Source organism: Cupriavidus sp. 8B (genome assembly GCF_054589115.1).
This window is the reverse complement of the sequence record NZ_BAAILO010000288.1, coordinates 61,718-87,978: the sequence shown is the minus strand read 5'-3', so window position 1 is coordinate 87,978 and position 26,261 is coordinate 61,718. Positions and strand designations below refer to the sequence as shown.

Annotated in this window: 22 protein-coding genes and 3 pseudogenes; 16 read left to right on the top strand and 9 right to left on the bottom strand. The window is 61.9% G+C overall.

The features are described 5' to 3' along the window. Positions 1–116 precede the first annotated feature (116 nt). Positions 117–495, top strand: a pseudogene (locus ACYP5B_RS28595) (PDDEXK nuclease domain-containing protein); the annotation flags it as partial. A gap of 32 nt (positions 496–527) precedes the next feature. On the opposite strand, the gene ACYP5B_RS28590 reads toward ACYP5B_RS28595, so the two are convergent. Beyond that, a complete protein-coding gene (locus ACYP5B_RS28590) occupies positions 528–1,424 on the bottom strand; it encodes a LysR family transcriptional regulator (RefSeq protein ID WP_459571924.1) in 897 nt (298 codons plus the stop codon). Positions 1,425–1,665: 241 nt separating this feature from the next. On the opposite strand from ACYP5B_RS28590, the gene ACYP5B_RS28585 reads away from it, so the two are divergent. From ACYP5B_RS28585 to ACYP5B_RS28570, 4 genes are all read left to right on the top strand, one after another. Then, complete coding sequence (locus ACYP5B_RS28585) at positions 1,666–3,291, top strand: GMC family oxidoreductase (RefSeq protein ID WP_400103003.1); 1,626 nt, start codon at positions 1,666–1,668, stop codon at positions 3,289–3,291. Between the two features lie 230 nt (positions 3,292–3,521). Beyond that, positions 3,522–5,021, top strand: coding sequence for an amidase (locus ACYP5B_RS28580; protein ID WP_459571923.1), 1,500 nt, complete (start codon positions 3,522–3,524; stop codon positions 5,019–5,021). 43 nt (positions 5,022–5,064) lie between these two features. Further along, positions 5,065–6,051 (top strand): Bug family tripartite tricarboxylate transporter substrate binding protein, encoded by a 987-nt coding sequence (locus ACYP5B_RS28575; RefSeq protein ID WP_400103007.1) that lies wholly within the window; start codon positions 5,065–5,067, stop codon positions 6,049–6,051. Positions 6,052–6,171: 120 nt separating this feature from the next. Further along, positions 6,172–6,327, top strand: coding sequence for a transposase (locus tag ACYP5B_RS28570; protein WP_459571922.1), 156 nt, complete (start codon positions 6,172–6,174; stop codon positions 6,325–6,327). 468 nt (positions 6,328–6,795) lie between these two features. Here ACYP5B_RS28570 and ACYP5B_RS28565 read toward each other — a convergent pair whose 3' ends face one another. The 3 genes and pseudogenes from ACYP5B_RS28565 to ACYP5B_RS28555 form a co-directional block, all read right to left on the bottom strand. Continuing rightward, complete coding sequence (locus tag ACYP5B_RS28565; protein ID WP_400103753.1) at positions 6,796–8,055, bottom strand: anion transporter; 1,260 nt, start codon at positions 8,053–8,055, stop codon at positions 6,796–6,798. 309 nt (positions 8,056–8,364) lie between these two features. Beyond that, positions 8,365–9,216: pseudogene (gene ligD, locus ACYP5B_RS28560) on the bottom strand (non-homologous end-joining DNA ligase LigD); the annotation flags it as partial. A gap of 77 nt (positions 9,217–9,293) precedes the next feature. Then, complete coding sequence (locus ACYP5B_RS28555; RefSeq protein ID WP_400103580.1) at positions 9,294–9,446, bottom strand: hypothetical protein; 153 nt, start codon at positions 9,444–9,446, stop codon at positions 9,294–9,296. A 485-nt stretch (positions 9,447–9,931) separates the two neighbouring features. Between ACYP5B_RS28555 and ACYP5B_RS28550 the strand changes: the two genes are divergently transcribed. The 4 genes from ACYP5B_RS28550 (at position 9,932) to ACYP5B_RS28535 (ending at position 15,316) form a co-directional block, all read left to right on the top strand. Next, positions 9,932–11,413: an aldehyde dehydrogenase family protein gene (locus ACYP5B_RS28550; protein ID WP_400103578.1), complete on the top strand. Its 1,482-nt coding sequence runs from the start codon at positions 9,932–9,934 to the stop codon at positions 11,411–11,413. A gap of 222 nt (positions 11,414–11,635) precedes the next feature. Next, complete coding sequence (locus tag ACYP5B_RS28545; protein ID WP_318234376.1) at positions 11,636–12,301, top strand: haloacid dehalogenase type II; 666 nt, start codon at positions 11,636–11,638, stop codon at positions 12,299–12,301. Between the two features lie 30 nt (positions 12,302–12,331). Further along, the gene (locus ACYP5B_RS28540) at positions 12,332–13,621 is read left to right on the top strand and encodes an NAD(P)/FAD-dependent oxidoreductase (RefSeq protein ID WP_318234375.1); all 1,290 of its coding nucleotides are present in this window, start codon (positions 12,332–12,334) and stop codon (positions 13,619–13,621) included. Between the two features lie 75 nt (positions 13,622–13,696). Next, positions 13,697–15,316: an ABC transporter substrate-binding protein gene (locus ACYP5B_RS28535; RefSeq protein ID WP_400097097.1), complete on the top strand. Its 1,620-nt coding sequence runs from the start codon at positions 13,697–13,699 to the stop codon at positions 15,314–15,316. A gap of 223 nt (positions 15,317–15,539) precedes the next feature. On the opposite strand, the pseudogene ACYP5B_RS28530 reads toward ACYP5B_RS28535, so the two are convergent. After that, positions 15,540–15,836: pseudogene (locus ACYP5B_RS28530) on the bottom strand (ABC transporter); the annotation flags it as partial. 255 nt (positions 15,837–16,091) lie between these two features. Between ACYP5B_RS28530 and ACYP5B_RS28525 the strand changes: the two are divergent. From ACYP5B_RS28525 to ACYP5B_RS28510, 4 genes are all read left to right on the top strand, one after another. Next, positions 16,092–16,748, top strand: coding sequence for a response regulator (locus ACYP5B_RS28525; RefSeq protein WP_400097098.1), 657 nt, complete (start codon positions 16,092–16,094; stop codon positions 16,746–16,748). 322 nt (positions 16,749–17,070) lie between these two features. After that, on the top strand, positions 17,071–18,186 hold the full coding sequence (locus tag ACYP5B_RS28520) for a porin (RefSeq protein ID WP_400097100.1): 1,116 nt from the start codon (positions 17,071–17,073) through the stop codon (positions 18,184–18,186). A gap of 443 nt (positions 18,187–18,629) precedes the next feature. Next, on the top strand, positions 18,630–20,612 hold the full coding sequence (gene acs / locus ACYP5B_RS28515; protein WP_400097102.1) for an acetate--CoA ligase: 1,983 nt from the start codon (positions 18,630–18,632) through the stop codon (positions 20,610–20,612). A 221-nt stretch (positions 20,613–20,833) separates the two neighbouring features. Beyond that, complete coding sequence (locus ACYP5B_RS28510; protein WP_400097171.1) at positions 20,834–21,130, top strand: hypothetical protein; 297 nt, start codon at positions 20,834–20,836, stop codon at positions 21,128–21,130. On the opposite strand, the gene ACYP5B_RS28505 is transcribed toward ACYP5B_RS28510, so the two are convergent. From ACYP5B_RS28505 to ACYP5B_RS28495, 3 genes are all read right to left on the bottom strand, one after another. After that, positions 21,018–21,278: an alanine racemase C-terminal domain-containing protein gene (locus ACYP5B_RS28505; protein ID WP_459571920.1), complete on the bottom strand. Its 261-nt coding sequence runs from the start codon at positions 21,276–21,278 to the stop codon at positions 21,018–21,020. The genes ACYP5B_RS28510 and ACYP5B_RS28505 overlap by 113 nt on opposite strands. Before the next feature lie 281 nt (positions 21,279–21,559). Next, entirely contained in the window at positions 21,560–22,417 is an 858-nt protein-coding gene (locus ACYP5B_RS28500) for a GNAT family N-acetyltransferase (protein ID WP_459571919.1), read from the bottom strand. A 255-nt stretch (positions 22,418–22,672) separates the two neighbouring features. Then, positions 22,673–22,891 (bottom strand): hypothetical protein, encoded by a 219-nt coding sequence (locus ACYP5B_RS28495; protein WP_400097108.1) that lies wholly within the window; start codon positions 22,889–22,891, stop codon positions 22,673–22,675. A gap of 35 nt (positions 22,892–22,926) precedes the next feature. Here ACYP5B_RS28495 and ACYP5B_RS28490 point away from each other — a divergent pair, with 35 nt between their 5' ends. The 3 genes from ACYP5B_RS28490 to ACYP5B_RS28480 all read left to right on the top strand — a co-directional run bounded on the left by ACYP5B_RS28490 (position 22,927) and on the right by ACYP5B_RS28480 (position 24,942). Next, positions 22,927–23,679 (top strand): cupin domain-containing protein, encoded by a 753-nt coding sequence (locus ACYP5B_RS28490; RefSeq protein WP_400097110.1) that lies wholly within the window; start codon positions 22,927–22,929, stop codon positions 23,677–23,679. A gap of 117 nt (positions 23,680–23,796) precedes the next feature. Continuing rightward, on the top strand, positions 23,797–24,498 hold the full coding sequence (locus tag ACYP5B_RS28485) for an HAD-IA family hydrolase (protein WP_400097112.1): 702 nt from the start codon (positions 23,797–23,799) through the stop codon (positions 24,496–24,498). A 99-nt stretch (positions 24,499–24,597) separates the two neighbouring features. Further along, positions 24,598–24,942 carry a cupin domain-containing protein gene (locus ACYP5B_RS28480; RefSeq protein WP_400097168.1) on the top strand — a complete coding sequence of 115 codons (345 nt, stop codon included), beginning with the start codon at positions 24,598–24,600 and terminating at the stop codon, positions 24,940–24,942. 152 nt (positions 24,943–25,094) lie between these two features. Here ACYP5B_RS28480 and ACYP5B_RS28475 read toward each other — a convergent pair whose 3' ends face one another. Then, positions 25,095–26,261, bottom strand: a complete 1,167-nt coding sequence (locus tag ACYP5B_RS28475; RefSeq protein WP_400097114.1) for an NAD(P)/FAD-dependent oxidoreductase — start codon at positions 26,259–26,261, stop codon at positions 25,095–25,097.

The following is a 26,261-nucleotide window of genomic DNA, read 5'->3' as shown; positions in this document are numbered from 1 at the left end:
ACACCAGCCTCCAGCGCGCCTTCCCTGGTCACTCGGCAGATCAAGCAGCAAGCACCAACGAAATCGGAATAACCCGCAGATCGGAACAATCGAGATTATGCCGAGGTCGGCATAATATTGACCTGTTGTTCTACAAGCGTCGCCTCAAACGCCTGGTGGCGATCGAGCTGAAGCTGGGCGAGTTCAAGGCCGCCGACAAAGGGCAGATGGAACTCTACCTGCGCTGGCTCGCCAAGCACGAGCAGGAGCCCCGGGGAGGCGCCGCCGCTAGGCATCATCCTCTGCACTGGCAAGTAGCGCGAGCACATCGAGTTGTTAGAGCTGGACCAGACTGGCATTCATGTCGCTGAATATTTGACCGAACTGCCGCCCCGGCAACTGCTAGAGCAGAAGCTCCATGAGGCCGTTGCTTTGTCGAAGGCTCGGCTCGAGAATCGCGCCGACGACACAGGCGGCGAGCCGGAATCTGAGCCTCTCCGGAGGCGGAATTCATAAAATCGATCCGGATTAGGTTGAGGTACGGCAAGCTACAACGACCAAGCACGTGCAAGAGCGCTTCGCGAAACCTCAACTACAGAATCCTCACGGCGACTGTGTAAGCAAATAAATGTGAGTACACAGTCGAGTTTCGCTTGATCCGCAACGACTAGTCCGTGCTCCTGTTGCTCACGCATGGCAATCGAGTCACGCATGAGTGACAACCCGATACCGGACTTAACCAAATCAATCATTGACGCCTCCTGATCGACCATGGCGACCCGCGTAGGCTCTATGCCGGTAATGGAGCCCAGGCCGAAGACCGATGCGAGCAAGCGATGATGGACTGATTGTGGCGGCGTCTTCAGCCACGGAAGGCCAGCTAGTCCGCGCCAGTCCTGGCCATGTATCTTGGCTGCCCAGTTACGCGGTCCTACAACGAGATAGGAAAACTGCAACAAGGGTTGCTGCCAGACATGGCTACAGCTAGTCGTTTTTTGGATTTCACTCGGGCTGGTCAAGTGGAATCCCACATCCAGGTCGCCGCGTTCGACTTGATCAAGTACCGACCCACTTATTCCATGCCTGAGCTCCACGGCCACGTGTGGCGCTGCTTCAGCAAAATGACGGAGAAAGCTACCGAGCCGGATGAACTCCGGATCCAGGATGGTGCCGATGCGGAGGGACCCGCGTAGAGAATTGTTGAGCCGTTGCGTCGCGTGATTCAACTCAGCCAAGCTCGAGAGAACACGCTCTACCTGGGGCAGCAGCGCCAAACCGTCAAGGGTCAGCTCCAGACCGTGAGCCTTGCGCGCAAATAGCCGAAGGCCCGTCTGCTCTGCCATCGCCTTGAGCTGAAGGCTAACAGCAGGCTGAGACAGGTGTAGCTGCTGTGCGGCGCGGGACACACTTCCGCTTCGCGCAACCGCCGCGAAAGCCCGAAGCATCTGAAGGTCCGATAGAGGGCGCATATTTGCAGAAATTATATCTCACTTCATTAGAAATCATTGGCCTTTGCTGCATCTGACGGCGACACTTCGAGCACGGACACGCCGAGCAGAACAGCGGAAGAATACCGCAGCAGCTTTCGGATTGCTTGTTGTTCATTGGTCCGGTTGCACCATATTGCCCGCCGGGGCGGCGAAAATGTGGCCCATTAGCCTCGAAGCAATATGAGGAGATATAAGGATGAGCGAACTTACATTTGACTACATCGTCATCGGAGGAGGTACTGCCGGGGCCCTGATGGCGAACCGCCTGAGTGCAGATGCTCAAAAACGCGTACTACTTATTGAGGCAGGAACAAAGGATAACTATCCGTGGATTCACATTCCCGTTGGCTATCTCTATTGCATCGGTAATCCCCGCACCGATTGGCGGTTCCAGACCGAACCCGACGCCGGGCTGAACGGACGCACCTTGCGTTATCCGCGTGGCAAAACTCTGGGCGGTTGCTCCAGCATCAATGGGATGATCTACATGCGCGGTCAATCCCGAGACTACGACCAATGGGCTGCGTTAACCTCTGACGACGCATGGAAATGGGAGCACGTCCTCCCTGCGTTCAAAAAGCACGAGGATCACTTTGCAGGCCGCAGCGAAATGCATGGAGCTGGCGGGGAGTGGCGCGTTGAAAAGCAACGCCTGCGTTGGGATATTCTCGACGCCTTTGCAGATGCAGCCCAACAGGCAGGGATCCCACATAGCAGCGACTTCAATGGCGGCAACAATGAGGGGGTCGGCTACTTCCAGGTGAACCAGAAGAACGGCTGGCGCTGGAACACGGCAAAAGCCTTCTTGAGGCCAGCATGCTCAGCTCGGAAGAATCTTGTCCAATGGACGAGTTCTCAAGCAACCAAGCTAGAGTTCAAACACGAGGCAAACGGAACACAGCGGTGTATCGGTGTGACTGTCGCTAGAGGCCAAGAGCTGGTGAAGGTGTGGGCGAATAGTGAGGTCGTTCTCTGCGCCGGAAGCATCGGATCACCTCATCTCTTGCAGCTATCAGGTATCGGCGAGCCCGGCCTGCTGCAGAAGCATGGAATCCGAGTCTTGGTCGATCTTCCCGGGGTTGGTGAAAACCTGCAAGACCACCTGCAAATCCGAACCGTTTATAAAATCGAAGGCGCCAAGACGCTAAATCGTCTGACTTCCAGTCTTTGGGGCAAAGCGAAGATCGGGCTGGAATATGTGGCGCGGCGTAGTGGCCCCATGAGTATGGCACCTTCACAGCTAGGCGTATTCACCACGAGCTCGCCAGACCAAATTTGGCCCAACATTCAATTCCACGTACAGCCGCTCTCTCTGGAAGCATTCGGTGAACCGCTGCATGAGTTCCCCGCGTTCACAGCAAGCGTTTGCAATCTCAATCCTACAAGTCGGGGAACTGTGAAGCTCAAGAGCCCCGACTTCAAGGTGGCACCGGCGATTTCGCCAAACTATCTCGCGACAGAGACGGACAGGAAGGTCGCAGCTGACTCCATCAGGGTTGCAAGGAACATCGCCTCTCAGGACGCACTGCGGCGGTACTCCCCTCTAGAGTGGAAACCTGGAATCCAATTCCAGACGGACGACGACCTCGCCCGCCTGGCCGGCGACATAGCAACGACGATCTTCCATCCCGTCGGAACGACTAAGATGGGCGATGACAAGGACCGGATGGCGGTTCTCGATTCACGGATGCGAGTCCGCGGAGTGGAAGGCCTAAGAGTAGTGGATGCTGGCGCAATGCCAACTATCACAAGCGGCAATACGAATAGCCCAACTTTGATGATGGCGGAAAGAGCTGCTGGATGGATTCGTGATGCAGGCTAGCGTCTAAAAAGGTTGCCCCGTTGTTGATTTGCATCCGAACCTGACCCAGGCAAGGCTGGTTTTTGCATCGAATGTTGACACACGTATAGAACACTGTCCTGCTCGGGAACGGGCGGGAGTTCGGAGTGATCGACGTGGCCATACTAAGAGCGGCTCTTAATCATTTCAAGGATTAATGGGCTCATCAAATCGCCAACTTACCAAACACGACATGGGACACGCAAGCTGACATGGAACCCACTCGTATCACCCCCACGGATCCTATCGTTGATCTGGACGCGGTCGCATTGTCGCGAGCCATTCATGCGCGCGAGGTTTCGTGCGTTGAAGTGGTCGATGCGTTTCTCGGCCAGATTGACCGACACAACCCACGCGTAAATGCCATCGTCGCGCCGGCGGACCGCGACGCCTTGCGCTTCCAAGCGGCCGAGCGCGACTCGGAAATGGCGCGCGGCGTCAGCCGCGGCCCGCTGCATGGCTTCCCGCAGGCGCCCAAGGACGTTATGCCGGCCGCCGGCATGGTGACCACAAAGGGTTCGCCGATCTTCGCAGGCCAGGTTAGCCAGACGGACGCGGTAATTTTCGAGCGCATGCGGGCCGGGGGCGCACTCTTTGTCGGGCGCACCAACTCGCCCGAGTTTGGCCTCGGCGGCCATACCTACAATCCGGTCTATGGGACCACACGGAACGCCTTCGACCCGGCACGCTCGGCCGGCGGCAGCAGCGGCGGCGCGGCTGTCGCGGTGGCACTGCACATGCTGCCAGTTGCCGACGGCTCCGACATGATGGGCTCGCTGCGCACGCCTGCCGCATTCAACCATGTCTTCGGCTTGCGCACCTCGTTTGGCAGTGTGCCGCACGGGCCGACGGAGGAAGTGTTTTTCAACCAGTTCAGCGTCGCGGGACCGATGGCTCGCAACGTGCCGGATCTCGCGCTGCTCCTGTCGGTGCAAGCCGGCTTCGATGCACGCCTGCCCCTGACACACCGCGCAGAGGCCCCCGGAACTTTCGCTTTGCCGCCGGAGCGCGACTGGACCGGCGTGCGCATTGGCTGGCTGGGCGACCTTGGTGGTCATTTGCCGGTCGAAGCCAGTCTGCTCGACACCTGCGTTCGCGCACTAGAGCACCTGCGCTCGATCGGATGCACGGTCGACGCCGCGGTGGCCGAGTTTGACCTGGAAAGACTGTGGCAGGCCTGGATCGACCTGCGCAGCTTTGCCGTGGCCGGCGCCAATGGAGCGCTGTATAGGGATCCGGCCCGCCGCGGACAGCTTAAGCCCGAGGCGGTGTGGGAGATCGAGCGCGGGTTGGCGTTGCCAGGAACGCGCTTATACGAGGCAATGAGCGTGCGTAGCGCGTGGTACCAGGCACTCCGCGTGTTGTTCGAGCGCTATGACTATTTGGTGTTGCCTGCTGCCCAGGTCTATCCCTTTGATGCCGAATTGGATTGTCCGCATGTTATCGACGGTCGTGACATGGACACCTATCACCGCTGGATACAAGCCGCGGTCCCCGCCGCGATGGCAGGACTGCCGGCGCTGGCTGCGCCCGCTGGCTTTGGCCCGGGCGGCCTGCCCGCTGGCCTCCAAATCATTGGCCCCGTCCAGTCCGACGCCACCGTACTACAGATTGGCCACGCCTATGACCAGGCCGGCGGCTTCTCGCGTGTGCGCAGCACGTGGCTGGGAAAGGCGCGGGACGCTGCCGCCCCTAGCGGTCTCCCGAATTGAACCGTATTTATTTCCGAACCGTAGGCAGGGAGTTGATCCACCGATGACAAAAATTTCTCTGAAGCCCTTTTTCGTAGGCACCGGCCTGACGGTGATGCTGGCCACGGCGCCGGTCGCTGCGCAGGCGCAGTCTTATCCCGACCGTCCGATCAAGCTGGTAGTGCCATTCGCCGCCGGCGGCGCCACTGACGTGCTGGGCCGACTGCTTGCGGCGGGCCTCTCCCAAAAGCTTGGCCAGGCCGTCGTGGTCGAGAACAAGCCAAGTGCCAGCACGGCGATCGGCGCCACCCAGGTGGCTAAGGCTGCGCCAGACGGCTACACTCTGCTGCTTGGCTCGAGCACCACGCTCACACTGAACCCGACGATTCGTCAAAACCTGAGCTACGACCCGGTCAAGGGCTTCACGCCGCTGGGGCTGATCGCCGACTTGAGCCTGGTGCTGCTGGCCAACGCCGAGATTCCGGTGAACTCGCTCAAGGACTTGGTGATCCAGACCAAGGCTCAGCCTGACAAGTTCTCCTATGGCTCGTTCGGTACCGGATCCTCAGTTCATTTCGGCGGCGAGATGCTCAAGTCGGCTACCGGCGTTCATATGGTTCACGTGCCGTTTAACGGAAGCGCGCAAAGCCTAACCGCGCTGGCCGGCGGTCAGGTTCAGGTTGCGGTCGATAGCGTGGTCGCCAGCCTGCCACTGATCAAGGGTCGCAAGATCAAGCCGGTAGCGGTGTTGTCAGCGCAGCGGCAGCCCGCGCTGCCCGAGGTACCCACAGTGGCCGAGAGCGGCTATCCGGGCTTCCAGATGGGGTCGTGGTTCGCGCTGCTGGCGCCCGCCGGACTTGCGGCACCGGTGCAGGAGAAGCTAGAGAAGGCCCTGGCGGAAGTTGCGACGGCGCCCGCGATCAAGAGCCGGATGCTTGAACTCGGCCTGACGCCGGCCTACGGCAACGGCGTGGCGGTCAGGGCGCGCACCGAGAAGGAACTTCCTGAGATGCGGGCGCTGGCGGCACGGGCCAATATTCGCGCCGAGTAAGGGGTGAGCCACGACGGAGGGCCCCGCGTGCTGGAAAAGCGGGAAGCGCCCGGTGAACCCGTCTTGAAGGACAGCAAGAGAGCAAGGAGTATCGTGTCCATCTAAATTCTTGGTGGACACGTGAACTCTCCCGAAGCGATCGCGCCGACACGGCGTCGACCTCGGCACAGCGCCGAGTTCAAGGCCAAAGCTGTCCAGGACTGCATGCAACCAGGTGTTTCGAGCGCGGCAGTAGCCCTACACCATCGGTTGAATGCGAATCTGCTGCGGCGCTGAGTAGCGCTAGCAGGAAGAGCCAGATGCCGCGGCCGAAGCCCGGGAATTGATGACGGTTGCCGCAACGGGATTTTATCGCGCTGCAGATAGGCGAGCCCACGCCGACGCCTGCGATGAAGTGCGGCGCGGGTCCTCGACGATCGTAACGGCCCGGTGAAGACCGTCTTTACGCTGAGGGCTAGCTAAGAGACCATTTCAAAAGGACCCCGAGGGGGGCTGGAACGCTTGGTGCCCGAGGACAGCACCTTGCCCCCGCTGATCTTGGTGCCCGGGCACGGCCCCAGCCAGGAGCAGAAGTGCTTGACGCTTGGGACGGCGCAAATCGCGGCTCACGGGTCGTGGCCGCAAGATGTCGATTCAATGCTAGGCCAACACCGGGTCACGCAACCGCTTTCGGCAGGGGCACATCCGACGATCAAGGCGCATAGGGGGCGCATCCGGCTACGCAAATGACAGCAGGGTCTACCGCTATCCCCCCGAAGCGCCGAAATGCACGCGAAGGGCCAGGTAGACAGCGGATATCGCCAGGGTCACGAGTGTGACCGGTACACCCACTGTCGCATGGCGACGCCAATCGATTCCGATGTTGCGCCTGGCCGCGGCATCCACGACGATGATGTTCGCGATGCTACCGACGATGAACAGGTTGCCGGACAGCGAACTGACCAAGGCAAGGAGCGGTCCAGCCATCTCGTGATGCGCCAGCGGCAGTAGCAGCATCACGGCCGGCACATTCGATACGAGGTTCGACAGAACAAAGGTGGTCCCGAATAGCGGCGCAAGCTGGTCGAGGTGAAGACCGGCAGCGGCGAGGTCGTCGATGACGGCGGCGGTGACGCCGGATTGCGATAGCGCATGATTGACAATGAAGAGCGCCATGAACAGGATCAGGAGTTCCCAGTCCACGAGGCCGAGCGTCCGAGCGGAATGCATTTTGCGGCTCATCAACAACACTCCCGCGCCGATGAGCGCCACGTGCTCGCGCGGCCAGGGTCCGACAAGGAACGCCACAAGTAGCACCGCCGCAACTGCGAGGCCCTTGGTAGTCTGCCAGCGGTCCAGTGGCACTTCGTTGGTACTCCGTGCCGCCGCCTCATCGAACGTGCCCGCAGAGCTTGCGGGAGCCGACCAGCGACCCTTTACCTGCCAGGTAATCAATGCCCATGTTGCCAACAGACCAAAGGTGACTGGCACCATCGCCTCGCCAACATAGGCGAAAAACGGCATGTGCAACGTCTGCCCGATCAGCATGTTCTGTGGGTTCCCGATCAATGTGACGGCGGAGCCAATATTGGAGGCACAGGCAAGCGCCAGCAAATAGGGCATTGGATCGAGGTGCCGCCGTTGGCAGGCATCGATCAGCACTGGGGCGACGGCCAGGCAGACGATATCGTTGCTGAAGATGGCCGACAGCGCCGCGACGCCAAAGATAAGCGCCCCGAGCAGGCCGGGCGGGCTGAATGACAATGAGACGAACCGGTGCGTGACCCAGTCATAGAAGCCACCCAGCCGCATCTGTGCTGACACCACCATAAAGGAGAAGAGCAGGATCACTGTTGGCAGATGGATGGAGCCTGCTGCCTCTTCCAGACTCACGGCATCGACACTGATCAAGGCAATCGCACCAAGCAGTGCCACGCCCGTCCGGTCCAGTTGAAGGAATGGGAGCCCACCGAGAATCATCCCCAAGTAGACAATGAGAAAGATGATGACGATGGTGGCAGTCATTCGGTTAGGCGGGTCAGCCCCGTTGGATGGAATTGGAGCGCCAGGGTGGCCACGCGCGGATCGATGTGGATGACATCGTCGATGCGCATCTGAGGGCGCGGGACGGTGGCGCGTACGCGCAGCGCCGACCTTAAATCGCAGACGCAGTGGGCCGGACAGGATCAGCCGCAAGTGTATACCGCTCCCGTCGGTAACAGTCAAGGTCACGAGGGTGATCTTGACCGGATGGCGAGCCTCGTTCACCGCGGCGCCGAACTTGGCCGCATCTTTCGGTTAGCTGTCAAGCACTGTGATGCTGGCTGACCCGTCGGGGTCCAGGTCAAAGATGATGCGATCGGGCTTATCGATGCTGCGCTTGATCGCATTCCATGCGTGGAACTCGATCACATTGAGTTGCGCCGCACTCACGATGGCGGTCTCGCGTGGGACCTCGAGTAGTGCCAGATGGCCTTCCCAGAGCGAAGGGTCCAGTAACGTCATGCCCGGCATCTTGCTCGCCTCAGCGTGCTTCTGGAAAAACAGCTCTCCACCAATACCGGTGGGGCCTCGCAGCAAGGCTACGGGGCGCCCGCGCAGATGGGAAAGCAGATGCGGCGCGATGGTTCGTAGTAGCCGACCAGGTCGCGTTTTGTCAGCCCGGTCATTGGGTCAATCACGCGTTCCGCGTTGGTGACCTTCACGGAAGCGGGCCGGGCGTGGCCGCGGTGGTTCCACCTCCACAGGCCGCTCCAGCGTCACGCTGCCGGCCTCCTTGTCCGTGCGCAGGGCGTGGAACACAGCATGCCGGACGCGGCCCTCTTTGGTCCACTCGGCGCAGATGACGAACTCTTGCCGCTTCGCGCATTTAAGCTTGATCCAACTTGGCACCCGGGCCGAGACGTAGGGCGCGTCGACGCGTTTCCCAATCAGCCCCTCCAGGCCCATCCGGCAGGCAGCGGCAAGAAGGTCGTCTGGAGAACCCTCGAAGGCCTCGCTGTACCTGATGCGCGAGGCCTCTGATATGGCCAGCACCTTTTCTAGCAGAGCTCTGCGCACCGCCAGAGGAACCTGCCGCAGGTCGTGGCCCCGAAAGGAGGGAAGGTCGAAGACGAAGTACTGGATATCCTCCACCCGTGCCCTCTCAAAGGCGTTCTGCAGCGCTTGGAAGTCCGTGGTGGCATGCACCGGTGCCTGGGCCGCGCGTACGCTGGCGGGGCCGGTGCCGACCACGACGATGCGGGGTAATGCTGACGGCGCGCTCATGTGGCGGCTCCTGGCGCGTGGCGCACGAGCGATTCCTGCAGGTCTTGTGTCACGGGCCAGTGGTGCGCGGTCGGTCGGGTCAGCACCTCCATGCCGGCCTCGGCAAGCGTGGAACAAGCGCGCAGGCGCGGGGGAGTGTTGTCGGGCATGGGGCGGCGGCTCGGCGTTGGTTTGGAAACAATGGTCTGACCGGACTGACAGCGTGGGCTTTGCGGACTTCACAACTGGCTGGCCTTTGCCTCAAGCTTAGGGCGGGTAGCACAGGCGTGGTGCTGCATTCAGGGGACTGAACGAAGCACGCTGCTGTTATGCGGGCCGCGGCAGCAGAATGTTTGGTAGGAGGCATCCGGCAGCCTCGCGCGGCAGGCCAAGGCTCTCCAGCCATTGGCCGAGGCCACTGCCGCAGCCCATGGCGATGTCATCGTGGTGATCGGACTAATTCTGGGCGACATCGTCGAGCGGAGCCAGAACGCCCTCGGGTTTATCCGGAGGATGCAAGATTCGTCCGCCCGGGATGGCAGTTTCGCAATTCGCTGCGGTAGCGCGGCCCGTAACGGAGACAAATGCTGAGCCTTCTTGTCTAGCATGGGGGATGAATTGACTATCGGTGCCGAGACGCGGCGCCCCTCCTTCCGTGCAAATATTCGACCCCCAGAGTGTCTCCGTTCCCTCGGGCCATTTCATTGGCGGACGGCTCGTGCCTGATGCCGGCCGCATCCCCGTGCGGCGCCCCTCCGATAACCAGGTGCATGCCGAGCTGCCGCTGGCTGACGCCGCCGCCGTGGATGCTGCAGTGCAGGACGCGTGGAAGGCGTGGCGCAGGAGCGACTGGGCGCGCCGTGCCCCGCGTGAGCGGGCGCGGGTGCTGCGCAACTGGGCCGACCTGATCGAAGCGGACGTGCAGTGTCTGGCGCCGCTCGAAGCCGTGTGCTCCACGCGGCCGGTGCGCGCCGCCTCAGCCTGGGATGTGCCTTTCACCGCCGAAGGCTTGCGATTCTTCGCCGAATATGCCGACAAGCTCGGCGGAGAGGTGGCGGCCACGCAGCACGATCACCTGGGCATGGTGGTGGCCGAGCCGTATGGCGTGGTGGGAGCGATCACCCCGTGGAATTTCCCGCTGGTGATGGTGTCGTGGAAGGTGGGCGCGGCGCTCGCCGCCGGCAACGCGGTGGTGCTCAAGCCTTCCGAACTGACGCCGTTCTCCGCCGTGCGCCTGGCCCAGCTGGCGATCGAGGCGGGCGTGCCGCCGGGCTTGTTCAACGTGGTGCAGGGCGACGGGCGGACCACGGGCGATGCGCTCACGCGCCACCCGCTGATTTCGAAAATGACCTTTACCGGATCGACGCAGACGGGCGCCGCGATCATGGCCACTTGCGCCTTGCAGGGCCCCAAGCCGGTCACGCTGGAGCTGGGCGGCAAGAGCCCGCAATTGGTATTCGACGATGCGCCGGACCTCGACCGGTTGGCCGGCATCATTGCCGGCGCCATCACCGGCAATGCGGGCCAGGTATGCGTGGCGGGCTCGCGCCTGATTGTGCAGCGCGGCATCGCCGAGGCGCTGGTCGAGCGCGTCGCGGCAAGCTTTGCCGCGCAGCGGCCCGGTGCGACCTGGGATGACGCGGCGACCCTGCCACCCATCATTTCGGCACCGCAGGCCGCGCGCATCCTCGACATCGTCGAGCGCGCGCGTGGCCCGGGCGTGCGGGTGCGCAGCGGCGGCGGCCTGTTCGACGGCGGCCCGGGCGGCGCATTTGTCCAGCCCACGCTGATCGAGGGCGTGTGCGCGGACAATCCAGCCGTGCAGGAGGAAATCTTCGGTCCGGTACTCACGGTGCAAACCTTCGACGACGAAGAAGAGGGCCTGGCGCTGGCTTCGCACGAACGCTACGGCCTGGCCGCCGGCGTACACACGGCCGATATCGGAAAAGCGCTGCGCGCCATGCGCGGCATTTCCGCCGGAACGGTATGGATCAACCGCTACGGGCGCAGTTCGGATTTTGTGATTCCCACCGGTGGCTACCACCAGTCGGGCATCGGCAAGGATCTGGGGCGCCAGGCCGTAGAGGCGAATCTGCGCTTCAAAAGCGTGCTGATCGATTTTGCTGCGGCGCGTTAGCGGTGCGTCATGACTCGCCTGCGCACTCCCGCGGTGCCGACCGCATGACATGCCGCGAGACCCATGACAAACCGCAGTTTCGCCACGTCCCGCGCCCTCATTTCCATATAAATACTGTTCGGCCGCATGCTTTAATTCCTTCGTAATAATTCTGTCGCCTGCGCCGGACAAGGCGCGACTCCACCCCGGTCGACGACCGGTAAACCCTGAGGATCAGTAACCATGACCTTCCGTCCCAAGTACGTTTCCTTCGACTGCTACGGCACGCTTACACGTTTCCGAATGGGCGAAATGACGCGCGAACTTTTCGCCGACCGCATCCCTGCCGAGCAGATGGAGCAGTTCATCGCCGACTTCAGCGCCTACCGTTTCGACGAGGTGCTCGGCGACTGGCAGCCCTACGAAGTGGTGCTGAAGAACGCCGTGCGCCGCCTGTGCAAGAAGTGGAAGATCCAGTACTTCGACACCGATGGCCAGCAATACTATGACGCCGTGCCGACGTGGGGCCCGCATGAGGATGTGCCCGCCGGCCTAGCCAAGGTGGCCAAGGAGATTCCGCTGGTGATCCTGTCGAACGCTGCTGACGCCCAGATCCAGAAGAATGTGGCCATGCTCGGCGCGCCGTTCCACCGCGTCTACACCGCGCAGCAGGCCCAGGCCTACAAGCCACGGCTGAAGGCGTTCGAGTACATGCTCGATTCGCTGGGCTGCAATCCCGAAGACGTGCTGCACGTATCGTCGAGCCTGCGCTACGACCTGATGTCGGCCGACGACATCGGCATCGTCAACAAGGTATTCGTGAACCGCGGCCATGGCCCGGGCAACGCGGCGTACCGCTACATCGAAATCCAGGATATCGGCGGCCTGCCCGGCGTCGTCGGCCTTTGAATTGAGCCTCCACAGTTCCGTCCCCACACCATGAAGCTTGATTCCTACTGGAACGATTCGGTGCCGACCCTGGCACTGGATGCGCACGACCTGCCGCCGCAGGTCGATGTGGCCATCGTCGGCGGCGGCTTCACCGGGCTTTCGGCGGCGCTGGCGCTGGCCCGGCGTGGGGCCAGCGTGGTGGTGCTGGAAGCCGGGGCCACCGTGGCGCCCGAGGCCTCCGGGCGCAATGGCGGCCATGTGAACAACGGGCTGGCGGTGGACTACGCGGAGCTGGCTGCCAGGGTGGGCGTGGAACGCGCCCGCAGCTGGTACCACGCCTATGACGACGCCGTCGATACCGTGGCGCGCATCGTGCGCGACGAGGGCATTGCCTGCGACTTCCTGCGCAATGGCAAACTCAAGCTCGCCACCCGGGCGCACCAGATGGAAGCGCTACGGCGCAGCGCCGAGCGCCTGGTCGCCGACGGCGTGGACACCGACGTGGAAATTCTCAGCGCGGCGCGCGTGCGTTCCGAGGTGCAGAGCGAGCGCTTCCATGGTGGCCTGCTGTACAAGCGCAGCGGCCAGATGCATATGGGCCGCTTCGCGCAAGGCCTGGCCGTGGCCGCAGAGCGCCACGGCGCACAGATCCACACTGGCACCTGCGTGAGCCGCATTGAACGCGTGCAGGGGCAGGTGCACCGTCTGCACACCGCGCGCGGCACGGTGCTGGCCCGGCAGGTGCTGCTCGCCACCGGGGCTTCGCGCCACGGTGGCTACGGCAGCTTCGGCTGGCTGCGCCGGCGCATCGTGCCGATCGGCAGCTTCATCGTGACCACGGAGCCGCTGGGCGCCAAGCGTGCTAATGCACTGCTGGCCAGGCGCCGCACCTATGTCACGGTGGCGAACATTCATCATTACTTCCGGCTCACGCCCGACCACCGCCTGGTGTTCGGCGGCAGGGCGCGCTTTGCCATTTCCAGTCCGCAGCAGGATGCAGCCAGCGGAGAGATCCTGCGCGCCGGCCTGGCCGAGATCTTCCCGCAGCTCGGCCAGGTCAGGCTTGACTATTGCTGGGGCGGACTGGTCGACATGACGCAGGACCGCCTGCCGCATGCGGGCGAGCGCGACGGCCTGTTCTACTCCATGGGCTACAGCGGCCACGGCACGCAGATGTCGGTGCACATGGGCGAGCGCATGGCCGCGGTGATGGCCGGCGACGCGGCAGCCAATCCATGGCGCGACCGGGACTGGCCCGCCATTCCCGGGCACTTCGGCCCGCCGTGGTTCCTGCCGGCGGTGGGGCTGTACTACCAGCTCAAGGACCGGCTTGCCTGAGCTTTGCGCACCAACCGTCTTTTACGCCGCGAGCACCTTGTTTCCCTCTCAGATTAATCAGGAGCACAACCAACCATGAACGATAGCGGTAACGAGTGCGAGAACCTTGTCGGCCCCTGCGAGAGCCTTCGTGTGATGGATCTGCTCAAGCGCGGCGCGACGCGGCGTGACGTGCTGGCGATGTTGCTGGCGGGCGGCATGCAAGCCACGCTGGCCGGCAGCCTGGCCGGTGTGGCCGTCAACGCGCATGCGCAGACGCCGAAGCGTGGCGGACGTATCCGCGTGGCAGTCGCCACGGCAGCAGCCTCCGATACGCTCGATCCGGCCAAGCAATCGAACCAGAACGACTACGTGCGCTGCAATATGGTCTACAACGGGCTGACCTCGCTCGATAGAAGCCTGACGCCGCGGGCTGCCCTCGCCGAGTCGTTCAACACGACCGATGCCAAGACCTGGGTCTTCACGCTGCGCAAGGACGTGACCTTCCACGACGGTAAAGCGTTGTCTCCGGCCGACGTGGTCTATTCGATCATGCGCCACAAGGATCCCGCCACCGTTTCCAAGGCCAAGGTGCTGGCCGAGCAGATCGAGAGCGTGAAAGCCACCGGCCCGAACGAGGTCACGGTGGTGCTCACCAGCCCCAATGCCGACCTGCCGGTGATTCTGGGCACCTTTCACTTCCTCATCGTCAAGGACGGCACCACCGACTTCAGTGCCGGCATCGGTACTGGACCCTACAAGATCAAGGAATTCAAGCCGGGCGTGCGCACGCTCGTGGTGCGCAACAGCGCCTACTGGAAGCCCGGCAAGCCCTATCTCGATGAAATCGAGTTCGTTGGCATCGCAGATGACAGTGCGCGTGTCAACGCGCTGCTGTCGGGCGGCATGGACCTAGTGGCCTCGGTCAACCCGCGCTCCGTGGCCCGCGTCAAGGGTACGCCTGGCTTCGGCGTCCTCGTCACGCAATCGGGACAATACTCAGACCTGATCATGCGCAAGGACGTGGGTCCTGGCGTGAGCCCGGACTTCTTGATGGGAATGAAGTACCTGCAGGACCGCGAGCAGATGAAAAAGGCGATCGCGCTCGACTATGCGGTGGTCGGCAACGACCAGCCGATTGACCCCACCAATCGGTTCTTCTTCAAGGAACTGCCGCAGCGACCCTTCGACCCGGAAAAGGCGAAGTTTCATTTCCGCAAAGCGGGCGTGACGGGCAAGGTGCCGGTGGTGACCTCGCCGGCCGCCATGTATTCGGTGGAGATCGCGATGGTGATGCAGCAGACTGCGCAGCGTGTGGGCCTGGAACTCGACATCAAGCGCATGCCTGCTGACGGCTACTGGTCGAACCACTGGCTCAACAGCCCCGTGGGCTTCGGCAACGTCAACCCGCGCCCCAGCGCCGATACCATCCTCACGCAGTTCTTCAAGTCCGATGCGCCCTGGAACGAATCGCGCTGGAAGAGCCCCAAGTTCGACCAGCTGCTGCTGGAGGCGCGGGCTGAGACCGATGCCGGTAAACGCAGGCAGTTGTATGCCGACATGCAGACCATGATTCATGCGGAAGCCGGCGTCGGTATCCCGTTGTTCCTGGCCAGCATCGACGGACATTCGTCGAAGCTCAAGGGCTTGTCGCCGATTCCGCTGGGTGGGCTGATGGGCTATTCGTTTGCGGAGAACGTCTGGCTGGATGCCTGATCTTGGAGGGGGCCTTGCTGCCCCTCTCACGCTTGGGGGAGAGGGAGCACACAAGCGGTGAGGTAAAGGTCGTGGATTTGCCTCGCTACTTCTTAGCGCCTTTCAGAGATTTGTCAGCTTTGGGCCGGCGCAAGCCGGCCGCTTTGCATTGTAAAAGCCCCTGCGGCAAGCCCGTCATCTGTTCCCGGCCGGCGCCTGCTGGCACCGCGCCGGCCGGCCGGCGCTATCGCGAAGCCGCGATCCCGCCTCTGCTATGCAGATCGACTTCATCGATCCAGCCGCGGCGCAACTCGGGCACCGAGCGCGCCAGCAGCGCGTAGTAGGGGCGGTGCGGCCCGCGGTCGTAGTCCGCGTGCGCGACCTGGGTCAGCTTGCGGCCATGCTGCATCACCACGATCTCGTCGCAGATTGAGCGCACGGTGTGCAAGTCGTGGCTGATGAAGAGGTATGAGACGCCGAACTCCTTGCGCAGCACTGCCATCAGGTCCAGGATGGCCGCGCCGACCACGGTATCTAGCGCCTATAGCTGCGTCCCGGATGCAGCAATTTTGTCCTATCGGACGCTGGCGAGTTCATCGCATCATGATTTTCTCTTTTCGCCCGGCACTGCTACGACTGCAATGACATACGCGACGACCCTGCACGATGTTGACGACACGCCAGCCCTGGCCGTCCTGGACAATCTGAGCGGTGGCGAGCGCGGCGAACCGCTCGTCGGCCTTGTGGACCGTGCAAAAGGATGCTGAAAGATTTGAGGGCGCCTGGTCTGCCGGCAATGAGCACCAAAACTACCGCCGTGATTGCCGACGATCATCCTGTGGTGCTCGCCGGACTGGCGCCGTACTTGGCCCGTCAAAGCATTGACGTCATCGCCATCGCGGATAGCGGCCATGGGCTTCTCGAGGAACTGAAGAAGCATGCACAACGACTGCCGGATATCGTCATTACCGGCTATGACTATGGTGGAGAGATCGACGGGTTGCGCTTGATAGAACGGCTACATCGGCTGTACCCGGAGGTGAAGATCGTAGTCTTCACAGGGGCGCGTCCAAATGGTCTGGTTCATGAATTGCTGGCGAAAGGTGCCGACGCGTTTGTCGCAAAATCGATGTGTCTGCAGTTCGTGGCGGATGCATGCCAAACGGTCCTCTCAGGCGCCAAATACATCGACCCGACTACCGAGGGATTGTTGGTTGTCGCAACCCACCATTGCGATGACCCGTGCGACGATCGTCTCAGCCCACGCGAACGTGAGGTTTTTCGCTTGCTGGCGCAAGGCTATCCGCTGCAGGAGATCGCACGGAAATTCCGGCGCAGCGTCAAGACGATCAGCGTTCAGAAGTGCTCGGCCATGAGCAAGCTCGGGCTGCGAAATGAGATAGAACTGGCTTTGTATCTGGTCAAGCACAGACGGGAGACGACCCCGTCCTGACGACAGCGCTGCGGCTAGCAACCGTTGCTGTGAAAAAAAGGGAGCTGCCCAAGAGCAGCCCCCGGAGGGCTCTACCGCAAAACCATGGAAAGTGTCGATATGTGCTGATGAACATACACGCGACAGCAGAGCGCCCTCACATCTTAAGTGGATAGTTGAATGATGGAAATAGGCGACGGCCTAAAAGAAAATTTAGATCGAATACCAACATCCTAGTTCAACTAGGGATTGTGAATTGTTTAAAAAACGATGCAGAATTTGCGTCGCCACAATTCGAGCCAATGCGAATGGGCTACTTACCCTTCTTCGAGGAAATAATCTCATGAAATTCAAACTGTCGGCCCTTGCGACCGCCTTGCTGGTGGTTCCCAGCGCGTATGCGCAATCGAACGTCACGCTGTATGGTGTTGCCGATGTGGGCATTGAATACCTGAACAAGGCCATTGCTTCAACGGGTACCGTACCTGCCAGCGCCCAGGGCAACAATCTATGGGCCTTGCAATCGGGCAACCAATCCGGATCGCGCTGGGGGTTGCGCGGCGTAGAAGACCTGGGTGGCGGTCTGAAGGGCCTCTTTCTGCTGGAGAGCGGATTCAACCTCGATACCGGCACCTCGGGGCAGGGTGGTCGTCTCTTTGGACGCGGCGCCTATGTTGGCCTGCAGAACCAGTGGGGCCAGCTTACGCTAGGTCGGCACACGACGCCGTTCTATGACTTTGGCGTTACCTACGACCCGATGTCGATCGCGAGTCGCTATTCCATCGGTGCACAAGACCCGTTCATGGGCGGCGCGCGTGCCGACAACTCTGCCAAGTATATGGGGACGTTCGGCGGCCTGAGCGTGACTGCCCTCTATAGCTTCAACAGCAGCAACCAGGAAGTCGCCGGCAATTTCACCAACGGGCGTGAGTACTCGTTTGCTGTGAACTATGCCGCAGGCGGATTCGCCGTTGGCGCCATTTACGACCAGTCGAACCGGTCGGCAGCCACGGTTCTGTCGACCAATAGTCTGATCACACGGACCGCAGTCGCCGGGACATACACTTTCGGTCCTGCCAAGCTCTACGGCGGTTACCGATATGCTCACGCGTTCAACGGTGCCACCCTGCCTGGCGTTGCGCTGACCAACACAGTGTCGAACCTCGGTTGGGTTGGCGTTGGCTACCAGGTATCGCCAGCGCTGTCGGTCAGTGGTTCCGCCTACTATCAGAACCTGCGTCAGTCGAACGCCGGCAACCCGTGGCAGTTCGTTGCGTTGGTTGACTATGCACTATCGAAGCGCACGGACCTTTACACCACGTTGGCGTATGCACTGAATCGCGGCAAGTCGAACCTGGGGGTGAATGGGTTCAATGACCAGCTGGGTGCGAGCAGCGAAGCCGTGCAGCCGGGTGCAAACCAGTTTGGCGCTGTTGTTGGCATCCGCCACAAATTCTAAGCTTATAAGTCCGTCCGTGCAGACCCGGGGCACGTCCGGGTTTCTGATGCAAATCCGTCCTGGCTCAGGGTTGCCAGGCCTGGAGCACCATCCATCCCGGGACGGTTTCGCATTGGCCGCCTGCCTCCGCATCATGTCAGACACAGAGGCGCAGCGCCAGGCGGCCAACGGCGGGCGAGAAAGCACCGGAAATTGCAAGTTCCAAGCGTATTCGGCAGGTTCTGCCAGAGCTGCGATGCGATACTTCATCCCGATCGCAAGCCTGCTCTCGCTCTTCATATCGAGGGGATACAAAGTACGTACCGCCGTAGCCGACAGTCATCACTATCGTGCGCCGCGCCGATCCGCTCGTCGCCATGATTCCCTTTAGACATCGCTACTGGTGATACCAGATCCTCTGGATCATCGGTTGAAATCTTTCTAAAACGCTCAGAGAAACAGCCATGTCCGACATCGCCCACCCGAAACAGGAACCCGAGCTTTTCAACCCGTCTGCGCTGTTTGTCAACAACGCGAACATTTCCGGCATGGAAGGCTACCGGGCGATATGCGCCGCAGCCGAAGAAAATTACGAAGGTTTCTGGGCTCGGCATGCGCGCGACCACATCAGCTGGCATAAGCCGTTCACCAAGACGCTGAACGAGGAGCAAGCTCCGTTCTATCGTTGGTTCGAGGACGGTGAGCTCAACGTTTCGTACAACTGCCTGGACCGGAATCTCACGAACGGCAATGCCGAAAAGACGGCGATCCTCTTTGAAGCCGACGACGGCCACGCCACGCGAATCACGTATGCGCAGCTGCACGCAAGGGTCTGTCAGTTGGCTAACGGTTTGCGGGCACTTGGCATCGGCAAGGGCGATCGCGTGGTCATCTACATGCCGATGTCCGTCGAAGGCATTGCCGCCATGCAGGCGTGCGCGCGCATCGGTGCGGTGCATTCCGTAGTCTTTGCCGGCTTCTCGGCCAAATCCCTGCACGAACGGATCATCGATGCCGGCGCGGTGGTGGTGATCACCGCCGACGAGCAGGTGCGCGGAGGCAAGCATCTGCCGTTGAAGTCGATTGTCGACGAAGCCCTCGACTTGGGCGGTTGCGACAGTATTAGCAACGTTATCGTTTACAAGCGCACCGGCGCCAGCATCGCTCTCGTCCCCGGACGTGACCTCTGGCTAGATGCGCTGATCGCCGACCAGAGCACGACCTGCGAGCCGGAATGGGTCGATGCCGAGCATCCGCTGTTCATCCTCTACACCTCAGGTTCTACCGGGAAGCCCAAAGGGGTGCAGCATGCATGCGGTGGCTATCTGCTGTGGGCGATGCTGACGATGAAGTGGACGTTCGACATCAAGCCTTCCGACGTATTCTGGTGCACAGCCGACATCGGCTGGATCACCGGCCACACCTACATCGCCTACGGGCCGCTTGCGGGGGGCGCGACCCAAGTGGTTTTCGAAGGTGTGCCGACCTACCCTAATGCCGGTCGCTTCTGGGACATGGTCCGCAAGCATCGAACCACGATCTTCTATACCGCCCCGACGGCGATCCGCGCGCTGATCAAGGCTTGCGACAGGGACCCGGCGCTGCATCCGAAGCTGTACGATCTGTCCAGCCTGCGCCTGCTCGGCACAGTAGGGGAGCCGATCAACCCGGAGGCGTGGATGTGGTACTTCGACAACGTTGGCAATAGAAAATGCCCCATCGTCGACACCTTCTGGCAAACCGAAACCGGCGGGCACATGATCAGCCCGTTGCCTGGCGTGACGCCGTTGCTGCCAGGCTCCTGCACGCTGCCGTTGCCGGGAATCATGGCCGCAGTGGTCGATGAAGTTGGCAACGAACTGCCGCACGGGCAAGGCGGCATCCTGGTTTTCAAGCGCCCGTGGCCGTCCATGATTCGTACGGTCTGGGGCGATCCGGAGCGGTTCAAGGCAAGCTATTTCCCGCAGGAGCTGGGCGGCAAGCTTTACCTGGCAGGTGACGGCGCGGTACGCAGTGAATCGACCGGCTACTTCAGCATTACCGGTCGCATCGACGACGTGCTCAACGTTTCCGGGCACCGCATGTGCACCATGGAGATCGAATCGGTGCTGGTCGCTAACCCGCACGTCGCCGAGGCCGCGGTGGTGGGCAAGCCGGACGATACCACCGGCGAGGCCATCTGCGCCTATGTCATGCTGAAGGGCGCCCGGCCCCAGGGCGACGAAGCGCAGCGGATCGCCAGGGAGTTGCGCGACTGGGTCGCCAGGCAGATCAGTCCGATCGCCAAGCCCAAGGAAATCCGTTTTGCCGACAACCTGCCCAAGACCCGCTCGGGCAAGGTGATGCGCCGGCTGCTGCGCGCAATCGCCAAGGGCGAACCGATCACGCAGGACCTGTCGACCCTTGAGGATCCTGCGATCCTGGAGCAACTCAGGCAAGCGCAGTAATCGGGCAATTCGACCGGCGATCCGCACACTGTGCGAGGCTGCCTGTCAATGCACATTTTTTAGAAGGCGACTATACAAGGGGGCTCAGGAGTTGATGATGGAGTTTACGATCAAGGTCGGGCACTGCAACCATGATCTGAAAGTAGTTGAAATGCTGAACACTGGAAAAATCGAGCCCGACACGGAGGTCTGCAATGTCGCCTAAGCGACGATGGACGGCAATGCAGCAGCGCTACCCTTTGCTCGGTGAATTCGGGTACATCGACATGATGCTCAATTCATCCATGCATCCCAGGACTCAGCATCGCGTCCTGGACTGCGTCGAGGAACAGCGCGTATGGGAGCAGCCGGGATCGCCGGGCATCGGTATCACCCGTTTCGGTCGCTTCGAGCACTCTTGCTGCGTCACGTTCGCAGGCAGCCGCCATCACGCCATGTACTACGTGTGCCAGAATAGCCGCTATCGCATGGAAGAAGCGCCGACATTTGTATCAGAGTTCCATGCAGGCGATGAGTAGCCCACCTCATGCTGCCGGCAAGGCTGACAGACCCGGGTGCAACGATGCCGATGCGCCGCATGTCCGGCGCAACGTAGCGGGAGCCATAGCTCATCGATTGGCCGGCTCGTAGTTTCTGCACGGCCAGGATCTTGCTCTGCAATGTCATCGCCGCCTGCAGTCCCTGGCCCTGCACGTCCTGCCAGCTACCCGAGGGGGACGCGCCATAGAGCATGACTGCAGCGCGCACCTATTCCATGCGGCTGTCAGCATGCCAAAGCGTGCCGGCAGAATTCGCCACGCTGATCTCCCCTGGCAGGCCGCGCGTCGTTGTGCGAAAAACCTCCAACTGCGTCGCTGATGCCCGTAGCGCCGTCAGCGTCCGAGAAGTGGGTCATGTGTGTAATCGAACGAACCGCCTCGATGGCCCTGCGCATGCGTCGACGTAGCTCAGCAGAGCGCCTGGCTGATGATGGCAAACTGCTTGAGCGCGCTATCCGCCGTCGGTACGCCATGACGCGCCATCGCCACGACGATATCCACCTGCACCAGTCCCGCCTGCGCGAGCCAGTCCTGCAGGGCGCTCGTTCCCGTGACATCCACGCGCACGAAAGACCCGGTGTAGGCGCTAGACCAGCAGGCAATCAAGGCTTTCGCGCGTTCGCTATCGGAGGCCACCACCGGCCCGATTGCATTGCCCCGCCCGAAGCGGCGCATGACCGAGAATCCGACCGCTTCCCCATTGCGCTCCAGCACCATCGTCTCACCCACGGCGAGCAATGACTTCAGCACTTCGCCGCGCGACATGCCAGTTGCGCGATTCCCGAGTTCGACGATCGTCTCGATATCGCCTGGCTCGAGCGGACGCAGCGATTCTCCTGCGGCCAGTGCCACCGGGTCGACGGCATTCATCGTGCCCTGATGCTGATTGATGGTGCCGGTCGCGACGAAGCCGAGGCGCTCATACAGCGGCTGTCCGGCGGGGGTTGCGTTCAGCAGTGTGCAGCGGTCGCCAAGCGCTTCCAGCACCAGGCGCATCAACCCGCTGCCGACGCCCTTGCCTTGATGCGACGGCGACACGATGATCATCCCAAGCGATGCTTGCTGTCCCTGCTTCCAGCAAAGCCCGGTGCCGATCACCACCCCGGCTTCCTCCGCGACGAAGCCAGTACCTAGACGAAGGACAAATTGCCAGTCTTCAGCACGATGCGGCCAGCGCAAGGATTGCGACAGTTCATATGCGGCGGGCACGTCCTCTTCGCTCATGGCGCGGTAGGTGACTGGAGCATGGATAGCGTGGCTTGGCATGGTGTCTTCCTTTAAGGTAAGCCGAATCTTCAATACGTCTGGCAGGACTACTGACTGAAGCCATCTTGCCACAGTGTCCTTCCCGCTTTACGGCGCCAATGCGATTCCACAGGATCGTCTGGCAGCCGCTTTGTCGCGCGGCGCTTATGCCGTTCGGCCGGCGCCAGACCGCAGAAGTTGCTACGCCCGCGCTCCTGCAAAGGGCTTACGGGATGCAGTCCGCGGATCCCCCCCCAGGGCATCGGCCGGCGCCTATCACAGCAGCGAACTGTTCGGGATGCAGCAAGTTATGCTGAACGGCACGTTCAATGCCGCTGTTTCTATGCTTTGACACTGTCCAAACGCAATACTCCCGAGGCTCGATAGTGCTGTAATGCTGTTCAGGGCGTAGGCGACGCCAGCGCGGACACGATCCATGTCGGGCAACGCCTGCGCCGAGAGAGTTTTTCCTTTTTGAGGGCTTGCGCGGCTCATGGCAGCGTAATCCTCGTTTCATCGCGAGAACAGTCATGTCAAGTTTGCAGCAGGGCATCACCGAGCGCGCCACGCCGGCTACATTTGTCGATTTGCGTGCGTTTGCGCAGGACCATTCCCTCGGTGTTCCCTTCACCGACGCTTCCGGGGAAGACGACTTCCTTTCCCGGCGTCGCATGCTGGACTTGCCACCGGGACCGGTAACGGTCGGCGTTATCACGCTGGACGGCGGGAGCGGGCTGGTCAAGGCACAGCCGGCGGATGAGTTCATCATCGTCTGCGAGGGCAAGCTGACACTTACCCAGCAGGATCGCACGATCGTGCTGGGTCCGGACAACAGCGCCGTGCTGTTGCATGATGCCGAATTCGTCTGGTCCGCTGAATGCCCGGTGTCGATCCTGTTCGTGCGCTACCAGTACAGCAGTCCTGGTGCGCGCGCGCTGCTGCCGATCGCGGAAGGGCCGGTACTGGAACCGTCCAGCGCGCCTGCGGCCGAGTTGCTGCTCACGCCGACTCCCGCTTGTCGCAACTACACGGACTATCGTTCTGAGGACGGTCAGTTCGTCTGCGGCACCTGGGATTCGACACCCTACCATCGCCGCGCGATGTTCTATCCCCACTACGAACTGATGTACCTGTTGGAGGGCAGCGTGACGTTTGAAGATGAAACCGGCCGTAGCGGAACGTTCTCGCGCGGCGATATCTTTCTGGTCGAACAGCATGCGCGGTGCAGTTGGGATAGCCGCGAGCAGGTGGCCAAGGTTTATGTGATGTTCCGTCCGGCGTAGTTCGTACTGCGGGCCGTTGACGTTCACTGGTGGTCTCCGCTTCACCGTGAAGCTTTGCCCGCAGGCAGTCATGCCTGTGGGCTTTTTTTGTCTCTTTCTTACTAGCAGAGGTTCTTCATGGCACTCAAAGACTTCAAAGTACTTACATTTGACGTGGTTGGCACGCTGATTGACTTCGAGGGCGGGATGCTGGACTACTTTCGTCGCGCTGTTCCCGACAGCGCCATCAGCGATGAGGATTTCCTCGCCGCCTATCGCCGCACGCGCGCCGCTGACAAGACGATGTGGTATCCCGATGACCTGGAACGTTGCTGGCACCTGATGGCGCAGAGCCTGGGCTTGCCCGATTCCGACGAACTCGCACGCGGACTGCGGGACTCCGTGGTCCACTGGAAGGCGTTCCCGGATTCGGTCGAGGCACTGAAGCGACTGCGCAAGCATTTCAAGCTGGTGGCGATGACCAACGCGCAGCGCTGGGCGCTGTCCCACTTCGAGAGGACGCTGGACTTCCCGTTCGACGACACCGTCACCTGTGACGATGCCCTGACGGAAAAGCCCGACCCGCAGTACTTCGCCTATGCGCGTGGCCGCTATGACGCCAAATGGGGTTACAAGCAACAGGACAACCTGCACGTGGCGCAGAGCCAATACCATGACATCGGCGTTGCCAGAAAGCTCGGCCTGAAGACCTGCTGGATCGAACGCCGTCATGCGCAACCGGGTTTTGGCGGCACCATGGAAGTGCCGGAGCTGACCAGGCCGGACTACCACTTCCATTCGCTGGCGCAACTGGCGGATGCGGTCGAGGGCAGCGAGTAACGCGTTCTCGCGCCGGGGCGGTGTGCAAGTCGCACCGCCCTTGTCCATCGCTTATCTTTCCCGCCCCGTTTCCGCTCTCACTCTTCTGACCTCCATCCCATCACCATCATTCCGCATTCCGCCTCTTGCGGCGACTTCACCGACGACGGCCCTGTCGGCAGACCGCTAAGCCAACCGCCGTGCCATGCCCGCAGCTTCGAAGTTGATCTGGAGGGAGTCGGACAAAACCGGACCGGCTTGTGGGAATGCACAGTCGGCTCCTACGAGCGGCAAGTAGCGCAAGCCGAAGTCATGCACATCCTTGCGGGTGAATGCCTGTTTACACCGACGGGCGGCACGCCGATCCGGATCAAGACCGGAGACACGCTGTTCTTCCCGGCCAACACGACCGGCATCTGGGAGATTCTGGAACCCCTGCGCAAGGTCTATGTGATCTTGCAGTGATCGGCACGCGAGCGAGGATCCGGTGTCTATGAAAATCGCTGGGTCCCCGCTTTCGCGGGGACGTCGCAGGCATAACTGAACGGCATTGCTCCGTCGTTCCCGCACAAGCGGGAATCCGATGACTTTCACAGGCGCCTCGCTTTCGGTGCGGGTCAGACTACCTCCTGCAACACCTGCGCACGGGCAAAGCGCCCTATGGCATAGGGCTCCAGCGGAATCGAGGTACTTCCCGTGGCGATCAGTTCGGCCATGGTTTCGCCCACGCCGGGGCTGATCGCAAAGCCCTCGCCATTGAAGCCGAAGGCGTAATGCAGGCCAGGCACCGTGGCGCTGGGGCCCATCACCGGCTGCCAGTCGGTGGTATAGCCTTCGATACCGCTCCACACGCGAATCAGCTGCACATGCTCGAAGGCCGGCACGAAACGGCGCAGCTCGCGCAGCTGGCGCAGCACGTTGTCGGGCTTCACGTAGGCGCGAATGCTGTCGGTATACGCCGGCCCCTTGAGGCCGCCGCCGAAGACGATGTTGCCGCGTGAGATCTGGCGGAAGTACAGGCTCTCATGCTCGATCGGCGTCGAAACGCCGATGGAAGGGCCGATGGCATAGGGTAGGGGCTCGGTCACGCCCATCTGCGGGCCGCGCGCGTCCATTGGCACGGCTTCGCCGAACTGCTCGGCCATGCGGTTGGACCAGGCGCCGCAGGCCACCAGTATCTGCGGCGCGCGAAAGCGCCGACCATCGGCGGTGTGGGCAACAAAGCCATTGGCGTCGCGCTCCACCCGCATCACCTCGGCATGCTCGACGATCTGTGCGCCGGCGCGACGCGCGGCGCGCGCGAAGGCCGGGCCGGCCAGGCGCGGGTTGGCATGGCCGTCCTGCGGCGAATACGATCCCGCCACCACGCCGGGCGCGAAGATGCCCCAGCGCTGGCGCAACTGCTCGGCGCTGAAGAGCTGCAGGTCTAGCCCGAGCGGCTTCACGTCGCGCGCGTGTTGCTCGATTATGGCGGCCTGCTGTTCGGTGTAGCACACGCGCAAGTGGCCGTACGGGACGAACTCGAGGTCCTCGCCCAGCAGTTCCTTCACACGCCCCCAGACGGCGCGCGCGCGGTTGGCCAGTGGCATCTGGTGCAGCGCGCGTCCCTGGCGGCGCACATTGCCGAAGTTGGTGCCGCTGGCCTGGCGCCCGACCAGCTCACGCTCCAGCAGCACGACCGAGAGGCCATGCTGGCGCAGGAAGAAGGCGGTGGTCGTGCCCATCAGGCCGCCCCCGAGCACCAGCACATCGGCGTCGTGCGTCTTGGTTGCCGTGCTGCTCAT